21 protein-coding genes and 1 pseudogene are annotated in these 21,698 nt (G+C 71.4%); 7 read left to right on the top strand and 15 right to left on the bottom strand.

Annotated features, from left to right (window positions below):
- The first annotated feature begins 367 nt into the window (after positions 1–367).
- A pseudogene (locus FFT21_RS19905) lies at positions 368–740 on the top strand (MmcQ/YjbR family DNA-binding protein).
- Positions 741–790: 50 nt separating this feature from the next.
- On the opposite strand, the gene FFT21_RS19910 reads toward FFT21_RS19905, so the two are convergent.
- Positions 791–1,201 carry a hypothetical protein gene (locus FFT21_RS19910; RefSeq protein WP_137815423.1) on the bottom strand — a complete coding sequence of 137 codons (411 nt, stop codon included), beginning with the start codon at positions 1,199–1,201 and terminating at the stop codon, positions 791–793.
- Between the two features lie 573 nt (positions 1,202–1,774).
- On the opposite strand from FFT21_RS19910, the gene FFT21_RS19915 reads away from it, so the two are divergent.
- On the top strand, positions 1,775–2,359 hold the full coding sequence (locus FFT21_RS19915) for a hypothetical protein (RefSeq protein WP_137815424.1): 585 nt from the start codon (positions 1,775–1,777) through the stop codon (positions 2,357–2,359).
- Positions 2,360–2,466: 107 nt separating this feature from the next.
- On the opposite strand, the gene meaB is transcribed toward FFT21_RS19915, so the two are convergent.
- Both meaB and FFT21_RS19925 read right to left on the bottom strand, forming a co-directional pair.
- On the bottom strand, positions 2,467–3,441 hold the full coding sequence (meaB, locus tag FFT21_RS19920; protein ID WP_137815425.1) for a methylmalonyl Co-A mutase-associated GTPase MeaB: 975 nt from the start codon (positions 3,439–3,441) through the stop codon (positions 2,467–2,469).
- A gap of 29 nt (positions 3,442–3,470) precedes the next feature.
- Positions 3,471–4,658, bottom strand: a complete 1,188-nt coding sequence (locus tag FFT21_RS19925; RefSeq protein ID WP_137815479.1) for an acetyl-CoA C-acetyltransferase — start codon at positions 4,656–4,658, stop codon at positions 3,471–3,473.
- 240 nt (positions 4,659–4,898) lie between these two features.
- Between FFT21_RS19925 and mce the strand changes: the two genes are divergently transcribed.
- Positions 4,899–5,357, top strand: a complete 459-nt coding sequence (gene mce / locus FFT21_RS19930) for a methylmalonyl-CoA epimerase (RefSeq protein WP_137815426.1) — start codon at positions 4,899–4,901, stop codon at positions 5,355–5,357.
- Positions 5,358–5,364: 7 nt separating this feature from the next.
- Here mce and FFT21_RS19935 read toward each other — a convergent pair whose 3' ends face one another.
- Positions 5,365–5,940, bottom strand: a complete 576-nt coding sequence (locus tag FFT21_RS19935) for a TetR/AcrR family transcriptional regulator (RefSeq protein ID WP_137815480.1) — start codon at positions 5,938–5,940, stop codon at positions 5,365–5,367.
- A gap of 181 nt (positions 5,941–6,121) precedes the next feature.
- Positions 6,122–6,505, bottom strand: coding sequence for an SPW repeat protein (locus tag FFT21_RS19940; RefSeq protein WP_137815427.1), 384 nt, complete (start codon positions 6,503–6,505; stop codon positions 6,122–6,124).
- Positions 6,506–6,873: 368 nt separating this feature from the next.
- Between FFT21_RS19940 and ccrA the strand changes: the two genes are divergently transcribed.
- Positions 6,874–8,205: a crotonyl-CoA carboxylase/reductase gene (gene ccrA, locus FFT21_RS19945; RefSeq protein ID WP_137815428.1), complete on the top strand. Its 1,332-nt coding sequence runs from the start codon at positions 6,874–6,876 to the stop codon at positions 8,203–8,205.
- A 160-nt stretch (positions 8,206–8,365) separates the two neighbouring features.
- Positions 8,366–10,306: a polarized growth protein Scy-related protein gene (locus tag FFT21_RS30560; RefSeq protein ID WP_137815429.1), complete on the top strand. Its 1,941-nt coding sequence runs from the start codon at positions 8,366–8,368 to the stop codon at positions 10,304–10,306.
- Between the two features lie 58 nt (positions 10,307–10,364).
- On the opposite strand, the gene FFT21_RS19955 is transcribed toward FFT21_RS30560, so the two are convergent.
- From FFT21_RS19955 to FFT21_RS19965, 3 genes are all read right to left on the bottom strand, one after another.
- On the bottom strand, positions 10,365–11,159 hold the full coding sequence (locus FFT21_RS19955) for an alpha/beta fold hydrolase (protein ID WP_137815430.1): 795 nt from the start codon (positions 11,157–11,159) through the stop codon (positions 10,365–10,367).
- Positions 11,160–11,205: 46 nt separating this feature from the next.
- The gene (locus FFT21_RS19960; protein WP_137815431.1) at positions 11,206–11,967 is read right to left on the bottom strand and encodes an alpha/beta hydrolase; all 762 of its coding nucleotides are present in this window, start codon (positions 11,965–11,967) and stop codon (positions 11,206–11,208) included.
- 103 nt (positions 11,968–12,070) lie between these two features.
- Complete coding sequence (locus FFT21_RS19965) at positions 12,071–12,391, bottom strand: Rv1322 family protein (protein WP_192909648.1); 321 nt, start codon at positions 12,389–12,391, stop codon at positions 12,071–12,073.
- A gap of 114 nt (positions 12,392–12,505) precedes the next feature.
- On the opposite strand from FFT21_RS19965, the gene FFT21_RS19970 reads away from it, so the two are divergent.
- Entirely contained in the window at positions 12,506–12,730 is a 225-nt protein-coding gene (locus tag FFT21_RS19970; RefSeq protein WP_137815482.1) for an FmdB family zinc ribbon protein, read from the top strand.
- 75 nt (positions 12,731–12,805) lie between these two features.
- Here FFT21_RS19970 and FFT21_RS19975 read toward each other — a convergent pair whose 3' ends face one another.
- From FFT21_RS19975 to FFT21_RS19995, 5 genes are all read right to left on the bottom strand, one after another.
- Positions 12,806–14,587 carry a 3-hydroxyacyl-CoA dehydrogenase family protein gene (locus FFT21_RS19975; protein ID WP_137815481.1) on the bottom strand — a complete coding sequence of 594 codons (1,782 nt, stop codon included), beginning with the start codon at positions 14,585–14,587 and terminating at the stop codon, positions 12,806–12,808.
- Between the two features lie 395 nt (positions 14,588–14,982).
- Complete coding sequence (gene dhaM, locus FFT21_RS19980) at positions 14,983–15,660, bottom strand: dihydroxyacetone kinase phosphoryl donor subunit DhaM (protein WP_137815432.1); 678 nt, start codon at positions 15,658–15,660, stop codon at positions 14,983–14,985.
- Between the two features lie 118 nt (positions 15,661–15,778).
- Entirely contained in the window at positions 15,779–16,480 is a 702-nt protein-coding gene (gene dhaL / locus FFT21_RS19985) for a dihydroxyacetone kinase subunit DhaL (RefSeq protein WP_137815484.1), read from the bottom strand.
- 170 nt (positions 16,481–16,650) lie between these two features.
- The gene (dhaK, locus tag FFT21_RS19990) at positions 16,651–17,652 is read right to left on the bottom strand and encodes a dihydroxyacetone kinase subunit DhaK (RefSeq protein WP_137815433.1); all 1,002 of its coding nucleotides are present in this window, start codon (positions 17,650–17,652) and stop codon (positions 16,651–16,653) included.
- A 112-nt stretch (positions 17,653–17,764) separates the two neighbouring features.
- On the bottom strand, positions 17,765–19,276 hold the full coding sequence (locus FFT21_RS19995) for an aldehyde dehydrogenase family protein (RefSeq protein ID WP_137815434.1): 1,512 nt from the start codon (positions 19,274–19,276) through the stop codon (positions 17,765–17,767).
- Positions 19,277–19,498: 222 nt separating this feature from the next.
- Here FFT21_RS19995 and FFT21_RS28890 point away from each other — a divergent pair, with 222 nt between their 5' ends.
- A complete protein-coding gene (locus tag FFT21_RS28890; RefSeq protein WP_153816564.1) occupies positions 19,499–19,651 on the top strand; it encodes a hypothetical protein in 153 nt (50 codons plus the stop codon).
- 36 nt (positions 19,652–19,687) lie between these two features.
- Here the strand turns inward: FFT21_RS28890 and FFT21_RS20000 are convergent, their stop codons facing one another.
- Positions 19,688–19,987, bottom strand: coding sequence for a hypothetical protein (locus FFT21_RS20000; protein ID WP_137815435.1), 300 nt, complete (start codon positions 19,985–19,987; stop codon positions 19,688–19,690).
- 13 nt (positions 19,988–20,000) lie between these two features.
- Positions 20,001–21,692: a sodium:solute symporter family protein gene (locus FFT21_RS20005; RefSeq protein ID WP_137815436.1), complete on the bottom strand. Its 1,692-nt coding sequence runs from the start codon at positions 21,690–21,692 to the stop codon at positions 20,001–20,003.
- Positions 21,693–21,698: the final 6 nt, after the last annotated feature.

Consider the following 21,698-nt stretch of genomic DNA (forward strand, 5'->3'; position numbering starts at 1 on the left):
CTAACCAGTTATCCCACGAGTATATTGGCCAACGAGTTCTGGTACAATCAGAAGCGTCTTCACTCGGCAGTGGGTTACCGCCCTCCGCGGGAGGCTTACGCCGAATTCGAGGCATTGCGGTCCATCGCGTGAAATAAGCGGCCAGATCCCTGTCCGAAAAACGCGAGGCCCCCCAGCCACCCGGAGCGCAGACCACGACACCGAAGATCACCCACTCGGCGCAACGTTCAAACCTGGCCATTGATCGTCTACCTGTGCACGGCACGACTACTCCGCCAGCAGCCAGAGCTGTCCACACGCCTCCCCACAAACAGGCCCGCGAGGCGAGAATTGCCCCGCGGCCTCAGGAGGCGGGAAGCAGCACACGATGGTGACGGACCCGCTGGAGCGGCTGCGCCGGTTGTGTCTTGCGCTACCGAAGACGACGGAACGCCTCAGTCACGGCGAGCCGACCTGGTTCGTGCGCGGCAGGAAGACGTTCGTCATGTACGCCGACCACCACCATGACGACCGGCTGGCCTTCTGGTGCGCGGCTCCACCCGGCGTGCAGGAGGAGTTGGTCGCTTCCGACCCCGGGCGGTTCTTCGTGCCGCCGTACGTTGTGCATCGCGGGTGGCTCGGGGTGTGGCTCGACGTGCCGGTGGACTGGGATGAGATCGAGGAGCTGGTGACCGGACGCCTACCGAGCGATCGCACCCAGGATACTGGTCGCGCAACTGGACGCGCGGAACGCGGAATAATTCCGCCTTTACCCCGGCTGTCCCCCGCTGTCCGTGGCTGTCCCCGGCGCTCATTCACCGATGACCGGTGGTGCGGCGAACTGGGTGTCACCGAAGGCGTTCTCGGTCTGGATCAGGTAGGTGTCGGCGGCGCCGGCTGGCTCACTGGTCGCGGGCCGCGACCGGACGACACGTAACGGCTGGGTGTCCTCCGCGTTGCCGCGCACCACGGTCGGCCGTCCCTGGTCACGGACTGGTGGAATCGGCGTGGTCGGCGGGCCGCCGTCCGACCCGTGCCCCGCGTCGGCGTGCCGACCGCTGCCGGCGTGCGCCGCCGGCTCCGTGCCGTCGAGCACGCCGGAGAAGCCTCTGTCCGGCCCGCCACCCGGGTCCGGGCCGGTCCCGTGCGACCACCCCTCGTCCTCGACGCGCCGGTGCCTCGCCGGCTCACGCCACTGCGGGCGCTCGCGGAATCGCGTCATGGTGCCCCCTCTTGACGACGGCTTCCGTTCGCCGATCTGCCGACCCGGTAAGTGACTCGACAGCCTCTCGTCATGTCTTACGCGCCGATACCGGGTAGCGGTTCGGACGGTAACAAGGGGCCGCCCACCGCGCGTCCACTTTGCCCGAACGTGGCCGAGGCCACGTCACGGCGGAGCGCCGGTCGCCCAGCGCCGATCACTGACGGTGATCGATTCGCTGAGTGGCCGGTCGCGAGGACCGCGCCGACCGGGGCCGCCGCCGAGGCCGTACCACGGCACACCCGCCGGCCTGCGGCGACCAACGCCCGCTGCTACCGCGGCGCTAGCGAACCGGGCTCCCGGCGCCACCGGCTGCCGCCTTTCGGTGGTGTCCGCATTGGTGCGAACGGACGTTGACTCCCGCACGTGGGAACGCTTTCCTGTCAGTGCTCCGGCGCATTTTTCGCACATTCACAACAGCCATAGAGCTCACTCCGACGCGGGCGGCCGACGCAGACCGTCAGTAATCCTTGCAAACCCTGGTCAGGACTGGATGAACCGTCAACACACACCCTCGAAACGCTAGGATCCTCAATGAATGACTCTTCGTCGTCTTCGCCCAACCCCGTATTTGAACTTTCCCTGACATTCTTGAACGGCTGGTGCGATCTTTACCTCGAATACGGCGACGAGCAGTTAACCATTCGTGCGACCACTCTTTCGAACGCGTTCAACGACCTGGTGGACGCGTCCATCGACCTGGCGCAGGGCCGGCAGTGCGTCAGCGTCATGTGGGGCGGCGAGGGCAACGGCGCATTCGTGGACCTCGCGCTCGACGCCACGGAGTATCTCGGCGTGGTCGTACACGAGATGGCCGACTCCAACTGGTTTTCCCCAGCGCTCCGGTGGGCGCCCGCCCGCGGGCACGCCCTGTTCACCGCGTACGTGTCCTTTTCCGAGTTCGCCCGCAAGCTCGGCCGTGAGCTTCGCAAGATTCGCGTCCAGCACACCGACATCACCGGCTACATGCCGCACTGGGGATGGTCATACCCACAGGCCAGGTACGAGCTGTTCGAAAGCTTGATGGCGCGCCGCGGGTTCAAGCCGGTGTCCACCCAGACGATCAGGCACGAACTGCAGGTCGGCCGGCTCCGAGAGCCCAACCCGGCGCACGCGTGACAGCCTGTTGCGGCACGCTGGTGAACACGCCCTCGACCCGACCGGTCGGCGACGGACTGCTGGTGCTGCCGCAGCGGTAAGCCCGGGTGGACGCGGGTCGGAGCCGCTCAGGCTTCTTCCGCGTGCAGGCCCTCGATGAGCTGGTCCGCCGCGGTGTACGGGTCGATCTGGCCGGCGACGACCTGCTTGGCCAGCCGGTCCAGCGCCTCGCCGCCGTGCACGTAGCCGAGCTTGGTGCGCAGCCGCTCCACCGAGATCGCCTCGATCTCCGCTTCGGCCCGCCGCCGCCGGCGCTGCTCCAGCTCGCCGTGGTCCACCAGCCAGGTGCGGTGTTGCTCGATGGCGCCCACCACGTCGTCCAGGCCCTCGCCGCGGGAGGCCACGGTGCGCACGATCGGCGGGCGCCACATCGGGCCGGACCGCTCCCGGCGACCCAGCGAGATCATGTACTTGAGGTCCCGCTCGGTGGCGTCGGCGCCGTCCCGGTCCGCCTTGTTGATCACGAAGACGTCGGCGACCTCGAGGATGCCGGCCTTGGCGGCCTGGATACCGTCGCCCATGCCCGGGGCGAGCAGGACCAGCGTGGTGTCGGCCAGTTGCACCACCTCGACCTCGGACTGGCCGACGCCGACCGTCTCGATGAGCACCACGTCGCAGCCGGCCGCGTCCAGCACCCGCAGCGCCTGCGGGGTCGCCCAGGCCAGCCCGCCCAGGTGCCCCCGGGTCGCCATCGACCGGATGAACACCGCCTCGTCGGTGGCGTGCTCCTGCATCCGCACCCGGTCGCCGAGCAGCGCGCCGCCGGAGAACGGCGAGGACGGGTCCACGGCGAGCACGCCGACCCGCTTGCCCTGGCTGCGGAACGCGGACACCAGCGCCGAGGTGGACGTGGACTTGCCCACACCCGGCGCGCCGGTCAGGCCGATCACCTGCGCCCGCCCGGTGTGCGGGGCCAGCGCCTCGGCCACCTCGCGCAACTGCGGGCTGGCGTCCTCGACCATGGAGATCAGCCTGGCCACCGCGCGCGGCTGACCCGCCTGCGCGCGGTGGACCAGGTCTGCGACGTCAACGCTCCTCGGCACGTTTCAGACCCTAGTTGTGCGGCTTCGGCTCAGCCCTTGGGCACCCGGATGATCAGCGCGTCACCCTGGCCGCCGCCGCCGCACAGCGCGGCCGCGCCGACCCCGCCGCCGCGGCGCTTCAGCTCCAGCGCCAGGTGCAGACCGAGCCGCGCGCCGGACATGCCGATCGGGTGGCCCAGCGCGATGGCGCCACCGTTGACGTTGACCCTCTCCTCGTCAATGCCGAGTTGCCGGGTGGACACGATGCCGACCGCGGCGAACGCCTCGTTGATCTCGACCAGGTCCAGGTCGGCGACCTCGATGCCCTCCTTGGCCACCGCCGCCCTGATCGCGTTGGCCGGCTGCTCGTGCAGGCTGGCGTCCGGGCCGGAGACCACGCCGTGCGCGCCGATCTCGGCCAGCCACGGCAGCCCCAGCTCCTCGGCCTTGGCCCTGCTCATCACCACGACGGCGGCGGCGCCGTCGGAGATCTGCGAGGCCGAACCGGCGGTGATGGTGCCGTCGGAGGAGAACGCCGGCCGCAGCCTGGCCAGCCCCTCCACGGTCGTGTCGCCGCGCACACCCTCGTCGGTGACGAACTCGATGGGGTCACCCTTGCGCTGCGGGATGGTGACCGGGGTGATCTCCTCGGCGAAGGTGCCGTTCTCGATCGCCTTCGCGGCGCGCTGGTGCGACCGGGCGGCGAACGCGTCCTGCTCCTCGCGGGTCAGCCCGTAGCGGGAGTTGTACTTCTCCGTGGACGCGCCCATGGCGACCTGGTCGAACGCGCAGAACAGGCCGTCGTAGGCCATGTGGTCGACAAGCTGCACGTCGCCGTACTTGAACCCGGCGCGGGACTTGGGCAGCAGGTGCGGGGCCTGCGTCATCGACTCCTGGCCGCCGGCCACCACGATGTCGAACTCGCCGGCCCGGATGAGCTGGTCGGCGAGCGCGATCGCATCCAGCCCGGACAGGCAGACCTTGTTGATCGTCAGCGCGGGCACGGTCATCGGGATGCCGGCCGCGACCGCGGCCTGGCGGGCGGGAATCTGGCCGGCGCCCGCGGTGAGCACCTGACCCATGATCGTGTACTGGACCTGGTCGGGCGACACACCGGCCCGCTCCAGTGCGGCCTTGATGGCGAACCCACCGAGCTGAGCCCCGGAGAAGTCCTTCAGCGAGCCCAGCAGGCGGCCCATCGGGGTACGCGCCCCGGCGACAATGACGGAACCGGACACCGAACCGGACACGGCAGCCTCCATCGGCGTGCTAGCGGTTGTTAACTGCGGACCATACCCGTGAGTAGCAGCCGAGTCGCAACACGTCCGTGGTGAGGCGGCGCACAACGACGGCTGCACCGATTCTGTCCGCGCCGGGGCGTCACGCCGGCGTCCCGACCCGCCGGGCGAGGCGCCGACTGTCGTGCGCGCCACACAACCTCGCTCGGAACCGTTCCAGCGGGCCTACCCTTTCTGGATATGCGCGAGGAACTTCGGCCCGCACTCCAGTCCTTCGTCACCGCCATCGACCACGTCGGCGTCGCGGTACCCGACCTGGACGCCGCGATCGACTTCTACCGGGAGACGTTCGGGCTGGAGGTCACCCACACCGAGGTCAACGAGGAACAGGGGGTGCGCGAGGCGATGCTGCACGCCCCGGGGGACGGCGGCGCCGGCACCGCGCTGCAGTTGCTCGCCCCGCTGCGCCCGGACTCGACCATCGGCAAGTTCCTCGACCGCAGCGGCCCGGGCCTGCAGCAGCTTGCCTACCGGGTGTCCGATGTGGACGCCGCGAGCGCCGCGTTGCGGGCCAAGGGGCTGCGCGTCCTCTACGACGAGCCCAGGCGCGGCACCGCGGGCAGCCGGGTCAACTTCGTACACCCCAAGGACGCCGGCGGGGTGCTCGTCGAACTGGTCGAGCCGGCCGGGTCGCACTGACCCGGGCCTAGCGGCCGGCGCCCGCCCCGCGGCCGGCGCCGAGTTCGAGGGCGCCGGCGATGAACGCGGTTTCCCGCTCCATCTCGCCCGGCTCGTCGCCGGCGTGCCGCGCGGTGGAGTGCCGGTAGCTGAGCGCCTGGGCGAGCAGCGCGGCGGCGCTGTCCACGTCAGCGCGCGGCACCCGGTCCCCGCTGGCGGCGATGATCACGCCGCGGATCTGCTCCACCACCCGGTGGAAGCGGGCCTGCAACGCCTCCCGCACCGCCTCGTGCGTGTCGGCCTCGCGCCACAGCAGGTGGGACAGCAGCCGGGAGGCGCCCAGCCGGGCGTTCAACTCGGCGACCAACCGGCGCAGGCTTTCCGCCACGTCCCCGGAGACGACCACCCGGCCGTGGTCGAGCCGCTCCTCGGGGAGCCGCTCGACCAGCGCGGCGAGCAGATCGGACTTACGGCGGAAGTAGTAGTGCACCAGCCCCTTGGGGACTCCGGCCCGCTCGGCGATCCGCGAGGTCGGCGTCCCCTCGAAGCCCGACTCGGCGAACAGTTCCTCCGCCGCGGCCAGGATCCGTTCCCTGGTCGACATGTCCGCCGACACGTTCACCGCACACCTCACCCCACGCCCGCGTTGCGCACCCGGCCTCCTTCCATGGAACACGATTCTCGGGACTCGGGTGCGCAACGCTCCAGGGTGACCGGCTCGACCGGGCCACCCGACCGACCCGGCAGATCGGTCCGGCCGGATCTGGCCAGTCTGCTCGGTCCGGTCAGTGCTGCCCGGCCAGCCCGTGATGCGCGGTGTTCGCGGCTGGCAGCGCCGCCGCCCCGGCGATCACGGCCAGCACGCCAATGACCCACGACGTCCACGACGCGCCCTGCATCGAGCTGTAGCCCATCACCCACGGGGAGATGAACATCAGCACGCCGAGCACCATGTGGACGCCCTCGCTGGTCACCGAGCCCGGCATGGCCAGCGACCACAGGCCGGACGCGGCGAGCAGCACACCGAGGACGATCATCGTCCACATCGCCCCCGTCGTCGTGCTGACCGCCAGCGGCGAGAGGGCCAACACCACCCCGAGAACGACGGCCGCCCAGTCCTGCCACCTGGTCCATGGCCTGGCCGTCGCCCTGTCCGTCGACTCAGCCATCACCATCACCTCCGGTCCTGGAGTCCCCCGCCCGAAAGGGAAGGAGAGGAAAACGACAGAGGAAGCGGCATCATCATCCGCCTTGGTTGGCCGGCCGGTCAAGGCCCTGTTGCGAGCCGTACGACCCTGTGGCGGGCGGGAGCGCTCGCCCTATGGTGGAAAACCTGGGTGCCATCGCTCACAGCGCGACCACTGGATCGTTTACTGACCAGTAACATTCCGCCACCTGCAGCCATCCGCGCAGCGAACGAGGCCACCCGGGGCCGGCCACGCCAACCCGGAACAACGGCCATGACCACACGGCCGCGGAGCCACAGCCGCGAAGACGCCATATCCGCGAAGACGAAAGCCGCCCGGAGGTACCCGCCGTGCAGAAAATCCTCGACGCGATCCTCGCCGACGAGCTGGACGCCATCGGCTCCCTGCCCGTGCCGGAGAGCTACCGGGGGGTGACCGTGCACGCGGACGAGGTCAACATGTTCGACGGCGTCCCGCACAAGGAGAAGGACCCGCGCCGGTCGCTGCACGTGGACGAGATCGCCACGCCGGAGCTGGGGCCCGGCGAGGCCCTGGTCGCCGTGATGGCCTCGGCGATCAACTACAACACCGTGTGGACGTCGATCTTCGAGCCGGTCCCCACATTCGCCTTCCTCAAGCGCTACGGCAAGACCTCCCCGCTGGCCGCCCGGCACGACCAGCCGTTCCACGTGGTCGGCTCCGACCTGGCCGGGGTGGTGCTGCGCACCGGTCCCGGCGTGAACGCGTGGAAGCCCGGCGACGAGGTGGTCGCACACTGCCTGGACGTCAGCCTGGAGAGCCCGGACGGGCACAACGACACGATGCTCGACTCGGAGCAGCGGATCTGGGGCTTCGAAACGAACTACGGCGGCCTCGCCGAGATCGCGCTGGTCAAGGCAAACCAGTTGATGCCGAAGCCGGCCCACCTGACCTGGGAGGAGGCCGCCTCCCCCGGGCTGGTCAACTCCACCGCCTACCGCCAGCTCGTGTCGGTCAACGGCGCGAACATGAAGCAGGGCGACGTGGTGCTGATCTGGGGCGCCTCCGGCGGCCTCGGCTCCTACGCCACGCAGTTCGCGCTGAACGGCGGTGCCATCCCGGTGTGCGTGGTGTCCAGCCCGACCAAGGCGGAGATCTGCCGCAAGATGGGTGCCGAGCTGATCATCGACCGGAACGCGGAGGGTTACCGGTTCTGGAAGGACGAGCAGAACCAGGACCCGAAGGAGTGGAAGCGGTTCGGCACGAAGATCCGCGAGCTGACCGGCGGTGAGGACCCGGACATCGTCTTCGAGCACCCCGGCCGGGAGACCTTCGGCGCGAGCGTGTATGTGGCCCGGAAGGGCGGCACGATCGTCACCTGCGCGTCGACCAGCGGCTACATGCACACCTACGACAACCGTTACCTGTGGATGAACCTCAAGCGGATCATCGGCTCGCACTTCGCCAACTACCGCGAGGCATGGGAGGCGAACCGGTTGATCGCCAAGGGCAAGATCCACCCGACAGTGTCCAAGGTGTACCCGTTGGAGCAGACCGGGCAGGCCGCCAACGACGTGCACCAGAACCTGCACCAGGGCAAGGTCGGCGTGCTCTGCCTTGCCCCGCAGGAAGGTCTGGGCGTGCGCGACCAGGAGTTCCGCGCGCAGCACGTGGACAAGATCAACCGGTTCCGCGGCGTCTGAGCACGTTCGGCCGGCGTCCGGCACGGTGATCGGTCACCGACGCGTCGGCGGGGCGCGCAGCTTGCCGGGTGTATAACGGAGAGCATTGTCCAGCAATCCATCGCCGTGTCGGCCGGCGTGCACCCGCCGGCCGGCGCGCATATCCGGGTAGCGTGAAGATATGCGCCTCGCCGACGACCGTGACCTCGTTCCCCTCGGATCCGGCTTCGACATCGTCAAGCGCGGCTACGACCGCCAACAGGTCGAGGAGCATCTCGAACGCCTCGATACCGATCTCCGGCTGCTGGCCGCCGATCGCGACGCGGTGGTGTCCCAGGCCCATGATCTTGCCCGCCAACTCGAGGCGGCGAGATCGGAGATCGAGAAGCTCAAGGGCCAGATCGAGCGGCTGTCCCTGCCCCCGACCACCCTGGAAGGGCTGAGCGAGCGGTTGCAGCGCATGCTTCGGCTCGCCCAGGAGGAAGCCAGCGAGACCAAGGCCAGGGCCGACGCCGAGGCCGACCACATCCGGGCGAAAGCGGAGTCCGACGCGAACGCGCTGCGCTCCCGGTACGAGCAGATGATCGCCGAGCTGGACCGGCGGCGCTCCGAGATGGAGGCCGAGCACCAGCACGTGCTGGACAAGGGCCGAGCCGACGCCGAGGCGCTACTCAAGCAGGCCGAGGAGGAGCGCAGGCGGCTGGACGCCGAGGCCGAGCGGCGGCGCAACCAGGTCGAGGAGGACTTCGAGATCGCGATGGCCTCCCGGCGCAACGAGGCCATGCGCACGCTCGCCGAGCAGGAGGCGGCCAGCAAGGCCGAGGCGGAGCGCCGGCTGCGGGAGGCCGCCGACGAGGCGGCCCGGATCCGCCGGGAGATCAACGACGAGCGGGCCAGCAGCAAGACCGAAGCCGAACGACTCGTCCGCGAAGCGACCGAAGAAGCCAACCGCCTGGTCCGCGAGGCCACCGAGAAGGCCGAGCGGCAGCTCGCCGAGGCCACCGAGGAGGCCGCCCGGATCCGCCGAGAGATCAACGACGAGCAGGCCAGCAGCAAGACCGAAGCCGAACGACTCGTCCGCGAAGCGACCGAAGAAGCCAACCGCCTGGTCCGCGAGGCCACCGAGAAGGCCGAGCGGCAGCTCGCCGAGGCCGAGCAGACCGCGGAGCAGCGGCTGCGCGAGGCCACCCAGCGGGCCGAGCAGCAGGTTCGGGAGGCCACCGAGGAGGCCGCCCGGTTGCGCCGCGAGGTGACCGAGGAGGTCAACCGCCGGCGGCACGACTCGATGGCGGAGGCCACCGCACGGTTGCAGGAGGCCGCGGACGAGGCCGACCGGCGCGTCCGGGACGCCACCAACAAGTCCGAGCGGATGGTCCGGGAGGCCACCGAGGAGGTCAACCGCCGCAGGGAGAAGGCCACCAAGGAGCTGGCGGAGCTGCGCCAGCTCCGCGAGCGCATGGTCGGCCACCTGCAGACCGCGCGGCGGCTGATGCAGGACGCCAGCCCGCTGTTCGACCAGTTGGACGAGGACCAGCCGGCCGAGGGCGAGACCGACGAGACCACGGAGTTCATCCCGCGTCCCAAGTCCGGCAGGCCGGCCGCGGCGAAGTCCGAGCCCGCCGAGTCCCGCTCGGCGGGTTCCGAGCCCGCCGAGTCGGCCGAAACGGCGGCCGAGGTGCCGGCCACGACGTCGTCGTTAGCCTCGGCGCCGGCCGGCGGCAAGGCAGCGGCGGACAGCGGGGACACCGCGGAGAGCACGGGCGCGGCCACCGGCGACCAGGCCCCGTCGCAGCGTGACGACCAGCGGCGGGCCCAGCCGTCGAACGCCCAGCAGTCCAGCTCTCAGCAACCGAGTGCCCAGCAGTCCACGGCGCAGCGGCCGGCCCGGCAGGAGCAGACCCGGCGGATGCACCCGGTCACGCCGGGCGGCACGGGCACCAAGCAGATGCCGCCGGTGTCGCAGGGCAGCGACACTCAGGGGCCCTCCGGGGAGGGCGGCCAGCAGGCCAACCGGGGCAGCCAGGCGCAGCAGCGCGGCGGCAGGGGTGGCGGCCAGGGCCAGGACACGCCGACCAAGAAGCTGCGCCATCCGCTCGCGTCGGGGCCGCGCGGCAAGCGCTGACGGCGAACACCGGTGGGGCCCGGTCGGCGCGTGCCGGCCGGGCCCCGCCCCTGATGGATCAGCCGACGGTGGGCAGCCAGTCCAGGACCGTGCGGACGAAGCTGTGCGCGTCCTCCACGGGTGGCAGGTGACCGCAGCCGGGCAACTCGACGTATTCCGCGCGCGGCAGCAGGCCGGCCATCTCGCGGGACAGGTGCGGCGGCACCACGGTGTCCTCATCTCCCGTCACGACGAGGGCGGGCACGCCGGCCGCGCGCAGCGCGTCGGACGAGTCGGGGCGGGCGGCCATCGCGCGCTGCGCCCAGGCTACCCCGGCGGCGGGCTGCCCGTCGATCATGCCGCGTACCGTGTCGACCACGTCCGGCCGGCGGGTCGTCGTGGTGGTGCCGAGCAGTTTCGGCAGCATGGATTCGGCGAGCCAGCCGCGGCCGCCCTCGGCCTCGGCCCGCTCGGCCACCGACAGGCGAGTCGCCCGCGCCTCCTCGGTGTCCGCGGACGCCTTGGTGTTCACCAGCAGCAGGCCGGCGATCCGCTCCGGGGCGGCACGCAGCACGGCCATGGCCGCGTAGCCACCCATCGAGCAGCCGCCGAGCACGACGCGGTCCAGTCCCAGCCTGTCCAGCAACGCGAGCACGTCCGCGGCCACCACGGAGAGGTCGGGCCGCGGCACCGTGCCACCGCCGTTCGGGCCGCCGCCGTCCAGCGGGCTGCGGCCCAGGCCACGCTGGTCCGGGGTGATCAGCCTGGCCTGCCCGGCGAGTCCGGGCCGGACGTCGTCCCACATGCGCGAGTCGACGGGATAGGCGTGCAGCAGCACGAGGGGGGTTCCTGATCCGGAGTCGATGTAGTGCACACCCTCATCGTGCCGCCGTCCCCGTCCGGCCGAACGACGCGGGGGCTCAGGACTCGACGATAGTCACCTGGCGGGTCTCGTACCGGCCGGTCCAGGTGCGCGGCAGCGGCGTGGCCACCCGCGGTGCGACGGCGGCCACCACGGCGTCCAGCACGGCGTCGGCGTGCCCGACGAACAGGTGCTTGGCACCCGGGAAGTCGATCACCTTGGCCTGCGGGACCGCGGCGAACCGGCGACGCGCCTCGGCCGGCCGCAGGTAGTCGTCGAACTCGGGCACCAGGCAGACCACCGGCTTACCGGACTCCGCCCAGACGGCCAGATGTTCCGGCTTGGTGAAGCGCAACGGCGGGGAGATCAGCACGGCGCCCCGCACCAGCGGGTCGCAGCCGTGCATCAGCGCCAGGTCGGTGCCGAACGACCAGCCGACCAGCCACACCTCCGGCAGGTCGTGGAACTCCGCGTACTCCAGCGCGGCGGCCACGTCGAACCGCTCGCCGACCGCGTTGTCGAACCGGCCCTCGCTGCGGCCGGCCTCGCTGGCCGTGCCCCGGGTGTTGAACCGGAGCACCGCGAGGTCGGCCAGCGCCGGTAGCCGCCAGGCCGCCTTGCGGTAGAGGTGGGAGTCCATCATGCCGCCGTGGGTGGGCAGCGGGTGCAGGCACACCAGCGTGGCGCGCGGCTGCCGCTCCGGCGGCAGTGCCAGCTCACCGATCAGCCGCAGGCCGTCCGCGGTGTGCAGCTCGATCGGCTCCCGGCGGGCCGGGAGCACGGTGTTGGCCCGGATCTGCACTGTCTCTGCCGGATTCATCGGCACCGATCCTGCCATCCGAGGTGCGCCACGCGTGGCCGTCCGGCCGCGACGCTCGTCACCTCCCGCTCACCGGCAGCGTAACCACCGAGATCGCCGGCGGTCACCAGCGGCGTGCGGTCGGGCCGCGGCGACCGCGCGCGGCCCAGCAGTGGCTGTGCCAGTGCCGGCGGTCCGCCACCGAGCCCCACTCCTCGGCCGGCCAGGTGACCACGTGGGCGGTGCCGGGCACGATCTCGTGGTCGCAGCCGGGGCAGCGGTAGAACTTCGTGGCCCGCGACCCGGGCACCCTGCGGACCAGCCACTCGCCGTCCGGTGCGCTCTCCCGTTCCGGCCAGCCGAGTCCCGCGCTCAGCGGCTGGCGGCCGGCGTCTCGGGTGTCCGAACCCGAGCGCCGGGACCGCGGGCGGTGACGGCGGGGCACGAACAGCACGGTAACCGGGTCACGGCCGGCGGGGTCACCCGGGCCGGCCGGCAGTCCCCGGCGTGCGCGGCCGGCGCGGTGGCCGGGACCGTCGCCGCCGGGCGACAATGGGGCGTGCCCACATACGCCTATCGCTGCCGCGAGTGCACCGAGCAGTTCGAGGTCAAGCGCCCGATCAAGGATGCCGGCCAGCCGGCCCGGTGCCCCGCCGGCCACTCCGACACGGTCAAGCTGCTGACCACGATCGCGATCACGGGACGAGGCGGCTCCGGACGCGGCGCCGCCCCCGCGGCGGCGCCGACCGGCGGCTGCTGCGGCGGTGCCTGCTGCGGCGGCTAAGCCCGGCCCCGACCGGCGAGCGCCCGCGTGCCGTGCTCGGCACGCGGGCGCTCGCGGGAGCCCATCCGGCGCGGCTCAGGCCGCCGTGTAGTCGCGGAAGCCCTTCCCGCTCTTACGACCCAACCGGCCCGCGGTGACCAGGTGCTCCAGCAGCGGGGCAGGCGCGAACCCCGGCTCGCGGAACTCCGCGTAGAGCGTGCGCTCGATGGCCAGGGACACGTCCAGGCCGACCACGTCGAGCAGTTCGAACGGCCCCATCGGCAGGCCGCAGCCGACCTTCATCGCGGTGTCGATGTCGTCCGCGTCGGCGTAGTGCGCCTCCAGCATCTTCACCGCGTCGTTGAGGTACGGGAACAGCAGCGCGTTGACGATGAATCCGGCTCGGTCGCCGCAGTCCACCGGGTGCTTGCGCAGCTTCTTGCAGACCGCCCGGGTGGTGGCCACCGTGTCGGCCGAGGTGAGGATGGTGGACACCACCTCGACCAGCTTCATCACCTGGGCCGGGTTGAAGAAGTGCATGCCGATCACGTCGCGGGGCCGAGAGGTGGCGGCGGCGCACTCCACCACGGGCAGCGAGGACGTGGTGGTGGCCAGCACGGCACCGGGCTTGCACACCTCGTCCAGGGTCTCGAAGACGACCCTCTTGACGTCCAGTTCCTCGGCCACCGCCTCGACCACCAGGTCGCAGTCGGCCAGTTCCTCGAACTCGACCGCGCCCTGGATGCGGGCCAGCGCGGCGTCCCGGTCCTCCTCGGACAGCCGGCCGCGCACCACCGCCTTCTCCAGCGACTTGCGGATCTTGTCGACGGCGCCTTTGACCTTCGCCTCGCTGCGACCGCGCAGCACCACGTCGAACCCGGCCTTGGCGAAGACCTCGGTGATGCCGGTGGCCATGGTTCCGGTGCCGACCACGCCCACCCGCTGCACATCGCGCGCGGCCGCGCCCTCGTCGGCCCCGCTCGGGGTGAGGGCGTCCGGCACCACGTTCGGCGAGTCGGGCGCGTCGTAGGTGTAGAAGCCGCGGCCGGACTTCCGCCCGAGCAGGCCCGCAGTGATCATCTGCTTGAGCATCGGCGCGGGTGCGTGCAGCCGGTTCCGCGACTGGTGGTACATCGTGTCGAGGATCTCGTACGCGGTGTCCAGACCGATCAGGTCCAGCAGGGCCAGCGGCCCCATCGGGTAGCCGCAGCCCAGCCGCATCGCCGCGTCCAGATCCTCCCGGCTGGCGTAGCGCTGCTCGTACATCCGCACCGCATGGTTGAGGTAGCCGAACAGCAGCGCGTTCGCGATGAATCCGGCCCGGTCGCCGATCACCACCGGCTCCTTGCCGATGCTCCTGGCGAACGCCACCACGTCGTCCACCACGTCCGGTTCGGTGACCACGGTGCGCACCACCTCGACCAACTTGAGCACCGGGGCCGGATTGAAGAAGTGCATGCCGACGACCTTGCCCGGCCGGCCGGTGTGCACGCCGATCTCGGTGACCGACAGCGACGAGGTGTTCGAGGCGAGGATGGCGTCCGGCCGGCACACCCGGTCCAGTTCGGCGAACACCTCCGCCTTGAGGTCCAGGTGCTCCGGGACCGCCTCGATCACCAGGTCGGCGTCGGCGACGTCGGCGAGCCGGGTGGTGGTGGAGATGCGGTCGAGCAACTCGGCCTTACCGGACTCGTCCAACTTGCCGCGCTGCACGGCCCGGTTGGTGGAGTGCTCGATGTGGCCGAGCCCCCGGGTGATGCCGGCCTCGTCGACTTCGACCGCGATCACCCGCAAGCCGTTGCGGGCCAGCACCTCGGCGATGCCGGAACCCATGGTGCCGAGGCCGACGACGCCGACCGTGGAGAACTCGCGAGCCAAGACCAACCTCCCGCGTCCTTGAGGGCTCGTCACGTGCGACCGCTCGTTCGTTACCGAGCTTGTTACGGCGCTGTCCGGCGTTGCCGCCGGACTCGTTACCGATGTGTTGCTACGCGCCGGTAACTTGCGGGCATCTTCCCACGCGTGCGGCGATTGACCAGGTGAGGTTCGCCACCGGATCGAGCCAGTTTCGTGCTGCTTTCTCCGAACGCTCGGGTTGTTCAGCCCCCGCGCTGTCCGTCGCGTCCGTCACCACACCGGCCGCTCGCCCGGGCCCGGCGGCCCGGGGTCGCTGGGCCGGTCGTGAACAACCCTCGCTGAGGGCCTCTGGGTGCGATATGCCACACCGGCCGTCACGGCGGCGTTGGTGACCGCCGGACGGCGCGGCCCGGAGGTTACTCGTCGAACCGGCGTTCCGCGAGGTTGGTGATGCGGCGCAGGGCGTCCTTGGCGTCCCGACCGGTGGCGGTCACGGTCACCGTGTCCCCGGCGCGCGCGCCCAGGCCCATCAGCGCCAGCACACTTCTGGCGTCCACCTCCTGATCGCCGTAGCGGACCGTCACCTCGGCGTCCAGGTGGGCGATGGACCGGGCGAGCAGGGCCGCCGGCCGGGCGTGCAGCCCGACCTCGTTGGTCAGCAGCACGTCGGTGCTCTCCGTGGGACCGGCGGGGGCCGGTTCGGCGGCCGCCTCGGCGCCGGCCCCGGCCGCCTCGGCGGCGGAGGCCACCGCGGGCAGGTCGGCGCCGCCCTGGGCGGCCACGGCGGCCGCCACCGCGCCCTCGACCAGCGGGGCGTTCACCAGCCGCGCCCGGTCCGGGTCGGCCAGCGACTCCACCGCGAGCTCCGCCGTCATCTGCGCGCTGCCCAGGTCGTAGAGCAGCAGCACACCGGCGCCCGAATCCGCCTCGGCGACCGCGCCGGTGACCTTGTCGAAGGAGGTGCCCAGGCCGCCGTCGTCCATCCCGCCGGCGGCGAGCACGGTCACCTCCGGCGCCATCTGCGCGGCGAGTTCCACCACGCCCTCGGCGAGCCGCGCGCTGTGCGCGACGATGACCAGGCCGACCCGGCTCATGGCGCGCCTCCGTTCTGCGCGGCTTCGTGCGCCACCGCGACCGCGTCGGCGGGATGCGGCCGGCTGAAGGCAGGGCGCGCGCCGTGGTCGCCCGGGGCGTCGCGGCTTGACGCACGCATCAGGGGGCCTCCCCGCCCGCGGCCTTCCGGGCGGCGTCGGCCAGCGCGCGCAGCAGCAGCGCGGCGGACCTGGCGCCGGGGTCCAGGTGCCCGGCGCTGCGCTCGCCGAGGTAGGAGGCGCGGCCCTTGCGGGCGACGAGCGGCACGGTGGACTCCGCGCCGACCTCCGCCGCGTCGGCCGCGGCAGCGAGGACGGCGGGCACGCCGTCACCGCCCGCCGAGGTACTTCCTCCCGCCGAGGCGGCCGACAGTGCCGCGGCGTCGGCCATCGCCGTCTCCGCCGCCCGCACCGCCGGCTGCAACGCGTCCACCATGGTCTTGTCGCCGATCTCCGCCTTGCCCCTGGCGACGACGCCCTCGCACGCGGCGCGCAGCGCGGCGGCCACCTCACCGGCGGACAGTTCCGTGGCGGCGCCGACCGCGTTGGCCGCGCGCAGGAACGCCGTGCCGTACAGCGGGCCCGCCGCGCCGCCCACGGTGGAGATCAGCGTGGTGGCAGTGAGCTTGAGCACCGCACCGGGAGTGTCCAGTTCGGACATGTCCAGCTTGGACATCACGGCCTCGAAGCCGCGGCGCATGTTCTCGCCGTGGTCGCCGTCGCCGATCTCCCGGTCCAGGTCGACGAGTTCGTCGCGGTGCTCGGCGATCACCTCGTTCACGCGGCGCAGAGCGGCGATCACGTCCTCGGTGGCGCAGCCCATGCTCAGTGCCCCTTCCTGAACGCGCGCCGCGAGCGCGTCGCCGCGGCGCGACCGGGACATGGCATTCCCGTCGTGGCTGATGAGCCGCCCCGCCCGCGCGATCGCGGGGCTTCGCCCTGGCGCGTTCCCGTGCTCATCATCGCAGGCCAGCCCTGTTCCGGGACACGCTGTCAGGCTCCCCACCGCAGCGCCGCGGTGTGCACCGGGGCGTCCCACAGTTCGATCATCTCGTCGTCCAGCTTGAGCAGCGTGATGCTCATGCCCTGCATCTCCAGGCTGGTGATGAACGGCCCGACCAGCCGCCGCTCGACCCGGATGCCGCGCTCGGCGAGCAGCCGCTCCGCGATGCCGTGCGCCAGGTACAACTCGATCAGCGGGGTGCCGCCCATCGAGTTGGTGAACAGCAGCGCCCGGTCACCCTCGCGGAACGGCAGATCCTCCAGCACGGGCTCGAGCAGCCGCCGCACGATACCGTCGGCGTTCTCCGCCGGCATCCGCTCCCGGCCCGGCTCGCCGTGGATGCCGATACCGATCTCCATCTCGTCCTCGGCCAGGGTAAAGGTCGGCTCGCCGACGTGCGGCACGGTGCAGCCGGTGAGCGCCATACCCATGGAGCGCACGTTGGCGATCACCCGGCGGGCCAGTGCCTCGCAGCCGTCCAGGTCAACCTTGCGGTCGGCGGCGGCGCCGACGATCTTCTCCAGTAGCACGGTGCCGCCGACCCCGCGCCGGCCGGCGGTGTAGAGGGAGTCCTTCACCGCCACGTCGTCGTCGATCACCACGCTGCGCACGTCCCCACCCTCGGCGGCGGCGAGTTCCGCGGCGGTGTCGAAGTTGAGCACGTCACCGGTGTAGTTCTTCACCACCAGCAGCACCCCGGCACCACCGTCCACCTGGGACACCGCGGCCTGCACCTGGTCCGGGGTGGGCGAGGTGAACACCGCGCCCGGGCAGGCGGCGTCGAGCATGCCCGGACCGACGAAGCCGGCGTGCAGGGGTTCGTGGCCGGAGCCGCCGCCGGACACCACCGCCACCTTGCCGCGCACCGGGGCGTCGGCCCGCGCCACCACGGCCGGCTTGGTGCTGACCCGGAGCAACTCGGGGTGCGCGGCCGCCATGCCTCGCAGGGAGTCGGCCACCACGGTCGCCGGATCATTGATGATCTTCTTCATGGCCGGCCTCCGGTACGGATCGTCCTCGACTCGCTGAGCCTTTCCTACCGTGCTTGGCCGAGCGGGGAAAGCACCGCCGCGCCGGGCGACTGGCCGGTGACTGGTGGGTCGCTCAGCGGCCGTAGCGCAGCCGCACCAGGCGGAGCAGTTGTCGCACCGTGTGCGTGCCGCGGGAGAAGCTCATCGGCTCCAGTAGCGCGCCGAACCGGCGCCGGGTCACCGCCTGCGGCCTGGCGAACTCGCGCAGCCCGTCCTCGCCGTGGATGCGGCCGAAGCCGGAGTCGCCGACCCCGCCGAACGGCAGCGCGGGCACCGCGGCGAAGGAGATCACCGAGTTCACCGACACCATTCCGGCGCGCAGCCGGCGGGCCAGTTCCTCGCCACGGGACCGGGAGAACACCGCGGCGGCCAGGCCGTAGCGGGTGCCGTTGGCCAGCCGCAGCGCCTCCGCCACGTCGCGGACCCGGTTGACGGTGATGGTGGGCCCGAAGGTCTCGTCGCGGACCGCGGCGCAGTCCTCCGGCACGTCGGTGAGCACCACCGGCTCGACGTACGGCGCGCGCACCGAGTCCAGCCCGCCGACCACCGCGCGGGCACCGGCGTCCAGGGCGGCCTGGATGTGCCCGCGGATGACGTCCACCTGGGACGGCATGGTGATCGGGCCGAGGTCGGCGCCGTCCTGGCCGCCGGCGCGGAGCCGGCGCGCCCGCTGGGCGACGAGGTCGAGGAACCGGTCGGCCACCGCGTCGACCACGTACACCCGCTCGACCCCGACGCAGGTCTGGCCGGCGTTGGCCATGCCGCCCCAGACCGCCGCGTCCGCGGCCGCCTCCAGGTCGGCGTCGGCGTCCACGATGAGCGCGTCCTTGCCGCCGCACTCGACCAGCACCGGGGTCAGGGTCTCCGCGCATGCCGCCATCACCCGCTTGCCGGTGGCCGTGGAGCCGGTGAACGCCAGTTTGTCCACTCCGGACCGGCACAGCGCCGCGCCGGTCTCGCCGTACCCGGTGACCACGCGGAACACCGGATGCTCGGGGACCACCTCGGCGAAGGTGTCGGCCAGCCAGGTGCCCACGCCGGGGGTGTACTCGCTGGGCTTGAACACCACCGCGTTGCCGGCGGCGAGCGCGTAGGCGATCGAGCCCATCGGGGTGAAGGCCGGGTAGTTCCACGGCCCGATCACACCGACCACGCCCAGCGGCTGGTACTCCAGCGTGGCCGCGTGGTTGTACATCAGCAGGCCGGGCGAGACCCGGCGGCGGCGCAGCACCCGCTCGGCGTGGTGTGCCGCCCAGTGCAGGTGGTCCACCACGAGCACGAGTTCCAGCCGCGCGTCGTCGATCGGCTTGCCGGTCTCCGTGCTGATCAGGTTGGCCAGTTCGGGCAGCCGGCGGACGAGGCGCCGGCGCCAGGCGTCGAGCCGCTGCTTCCGGCCGGCGAAGCCGAGCCCGGCCCACCACTGGCCGGCCTCGCGGGCGCGGCGGACCGCGTCGGTGACCTCCTCGGCGCCGTGGACGGGGTATCGCCCGACCACCTCGCCGGTGCGCGGGTCGAGCGAGAGCAGCTTGTCGGAGTTCTCCGACTCCTGGGGCGCCGGTGTGCTCTGGGACGTGGTCCGCGTCATCGAGACTCCCTGTGGATCACCCGTCGGTTACCCAAGAGTAATCAATGCGACCGGCCGTCGGCAGGGGTCACCGTGAACCGCTGGTAACACAGGGTCACATTTGCCGTGGCCGAGGTCACGGAGGGGTTCGGGAACGATCCAGAGGGCGGAGGCGATGTACCTGGTGGGGCGCGGCGATCCCGCGCCCCACCAACCGGCACCTACTACTGGAGAGGAGCAAGCGTGTCCAACACCATGGGCAACACCGCCTCCCGCCGTGCCGCCATCCGCGGCCTCGGCACCCGCCTCCGCCGCGTGGCCAACCGGTTCGACGCGTACACCCTGGAGGCGTTCAACCCGCAGTTCCCGCACGGCCGCGGCCGCAGGCGGGCCTGACGGGCCACCGCGCCCAACCGTTCCAACGGTTCGGCCCTACCGCTCGCCGGCGCCATCGGCGTCGTCGGCGGGCCCCGTAGCCGCCCCCTCCGACGCCGCGGTGGGCACCCGCAGCGGCCGGAGCTGGGCCCACGCGGCGAACAGGATCGCCAGGCCGAGCATGCCCAGCCCGCTCCACAGGTTCAGGTTGGTGCCCGCCTTCGCCGTGTCGGCCTCGGTGGTGAAGGCGATGCCGACAACCAGCAGCACGATCCCGTAGAAGCCGAACAGCAGCGCGATCACCCAGCGCAGGTCGAACAGACCGGCTCGCTTGGTCGGAGTTCCCGCTTCGCTCACGGCACAGCCTCCCTCAGGCGAAGATCACGTTAAGCACGATGGCCAGCACGGCGACGATCCCGGCGAGCACGGCCGGCGACCGGTACCACCCGGCGTTCTCCCCGGTGGTCTCGTGCCGGCGTGCCTCCTTCGGCGTCAGCGACCACACCAGCCCGGCCAGTTCGGCCTCCGGCTTCGGCCGGGTGGCCAGCGACACCGCCACGCTGACCGCGATGTCCACCACGAACGCCGCGCTCGCCCCGACGAAGCTGGCGCCCTGGCCGGCGAGGTTCAGCACGCCCACCTTGTTGAGCAGGTCGACCAGGATCGCCGCGACGGTGCCGAGCACCAGGCCGGACCAGCCGGCCGCCGGCGTCATCCGCTTCCAGAACATGCCGAGGATGAACGTGGCGAACAGCGGGGCGTTGAAGAACGAGAACAGCGACTGGACGTAGTCCATCAGGTTCGAGTAGCCGCCGGCGATGAACGCGGTGCCCATCGCGATGATCGTGCCGACCACCGTGACCGTGCGGCCGACCCGCAGGTAGTACTCGTCCGGACGGTCCTTGACGATGTAATCCTGCCACAGGTCGTAGGTGAAGACCGTGTTCAGCGAACTGATGTTGGCGGCCATCCCGGCCATGAACGAGGCGAGCAGGCCGGTGATCGCGATGCCGAGCATGCCGTTCGGCAGCAGGTCGCGCATCAGCAGTTCGAGCGCGTTGTTGTAGGTGACGCCCGCTTCGCTGGCGCCCTGCTTGAGCTGGATCAGTTCCGGCGCGAGCACTCCGGCCAGCATTCCGGGGATCACGATGACCAGCGGGATCAGTGTCTTCGGGAAGGCGCCGATGATCGGCGTGCGGCGGGCGGCCGACATGTCCCGTGCGGACAGTGCGCGCTGCACCTCGGCGAAGTTCGTGGTCCAGTAGCCGAAGGAGAGCACGAAGCCGAGACCGAACACGATGCCCAGCACGGACAGGAACGAGTTACCGATGCCGGTCAGGTTGACGCCCGGCCACGAGGTGACCTGCTCGTGAGCGGTGCTCGGGTAGAGCGTGTTGATCCGGTTGACCAGCCCGCTCCAACCGCCGACCTTGTGCAGGCCGACCAGGGTCAGCGGCAGCAGCATCGCCACGATCACGAAGAACTGCAGCACCTCGTTGTAGATGGCGGCGGACAGCCCACCCAGCGTGGTGTAGCTGAGCACCACCAGGCCGGCGACCACAATGGACAGTGAGACCGGCCAACCCAGCAGCACGTTGACCACGCTCGCCAGGGCGAACAGGTTGATGCCCGCGATCAGCACCTGGGCCACCGCGAAGCTGATCGCGTTGACCAGGTGGGCGCCCTTACCGAAGCGACGAAGCAGGAACTCCGGCACGCTGCGTACCTTGGAGCCGTAGTAGAAGGGCATCATCACCAGGCCGAGGAAGAGCATGGCCGGGATGGCGCCGATCCAGTAGTAGTGCGCGGTCGGCAACCCGTACTGCGCGCCGTTTGCGGTCATGCCGAAGATCTCGAGCGCACCGAGGTTCGCCGAGATGAAGGCCAGACCGGTGATCCAGGCCGGTAGCGACCGGCCGGAGAGCAGGAAGTCGAGACTCGTCGACACCTGGCGCCGAGCGAGCGCCCCGATGCCGAGCACCAACGCGAAGTAGACGACAAGGAGTACGTAGTCGAGCGGTCCGGCGTGTAGCCGGAGGTTCGCTGCGGCCAGGACGGACACCCAGCC

It is taken from the genome of Gandjariella thermophila (genome assembly GCF_005405885.1).
Lineage (GTDB): Bacteria > Actinomycetota > Actinomycetes > Mycobacteriales > Pseudonocardiaceae > Gandjariella > Gandjariella thermophila.

What these genes read in the sequence shown, in the direction of transcription:
- FFT21_RS19915 (WP_137815424.1), top strand. Translation starts at nt 1,775, where the DNA reads ATGAATGACTCTTCGTCGTCTTCGCCCAACCCCGTATTTGAACTTTCC.
- dhaK (WP_137815433.1), bottom strand. Translation starts at nt 17,652, where the DNA reads ATGAAGAAGATCATCAATGATCCGGCGACCGTGGTGGCCGACTCCCTG.
- FFT21_RS19935 (WP_137815480.1), bottom strand. Translation starts at nt 5,940, where the DNA reads ATGTCGACCAGGGAACGGATCCTGGCCGCGGCGGAGGAACTGTTCGCC.
- FFT21_RS19910 (WP_137815423.1), bottom strand. Translation starts at nt 1,201, where the DNA reads ATGACGCGATTCCGCGAGCGCCCGCAGTGGCGTGAGCCGGCGAGGCAC.
- FFT21_RS19995 (WP_137815434.1), bottom strand. Translation starts at nt 19,276, where the DNA reads ATGACGCGGACCACGTCCCAGAGCACACCGGCGCCCCAGGAGTCGGAG.
- dhaM (WP_137815432.1), bottom strand. Translation starts at nt 15,660, where the DNA reads ATGAGCCGGGTCGGCCTGGTCATCGTCGCGCACAGCGCGCGGCTCGCC.
- FFT21_RS19960 (WP_137815431.1), bottom strand. Translation starts at nt 11,967, where the DNA reads ATGAATCCGGCAGAGACAGTGCAGATCCGGGCCAACACCGTGCTCCCG.
- dhaL (WP_137815484.1), bottom strand. Translation starts at nt 16,480, where the DNA reads ATGGGCTGCGCCACCGAGGACGTGATCGCCGCTCTGCGCCGCGTGAAC.
- FFT21_RS19940 (WP_137815427.1), bottom strand. Translation starts at nt 6,505, where the DNA reads ATGGCTGAGTCGACGGACAGGGCGACGGCCAGGCCATGGACCAGGTGG.
- mce (WP_137815426.1), top strand. Translation starts at nt 4,899, where the DNA reads ATGCGCGAGGAACTTCGGCCCGCACTCCAGTCCTTCGTCACCGCCATC.
- FFT21_RS30560 (WP_137815429.1), top strand. Translation starts at nt 8,366, where the DNA reads ATGCGCCTCGCCGACGACCGTGACCTCGTTCCCCTCGGATCCGGCTTC.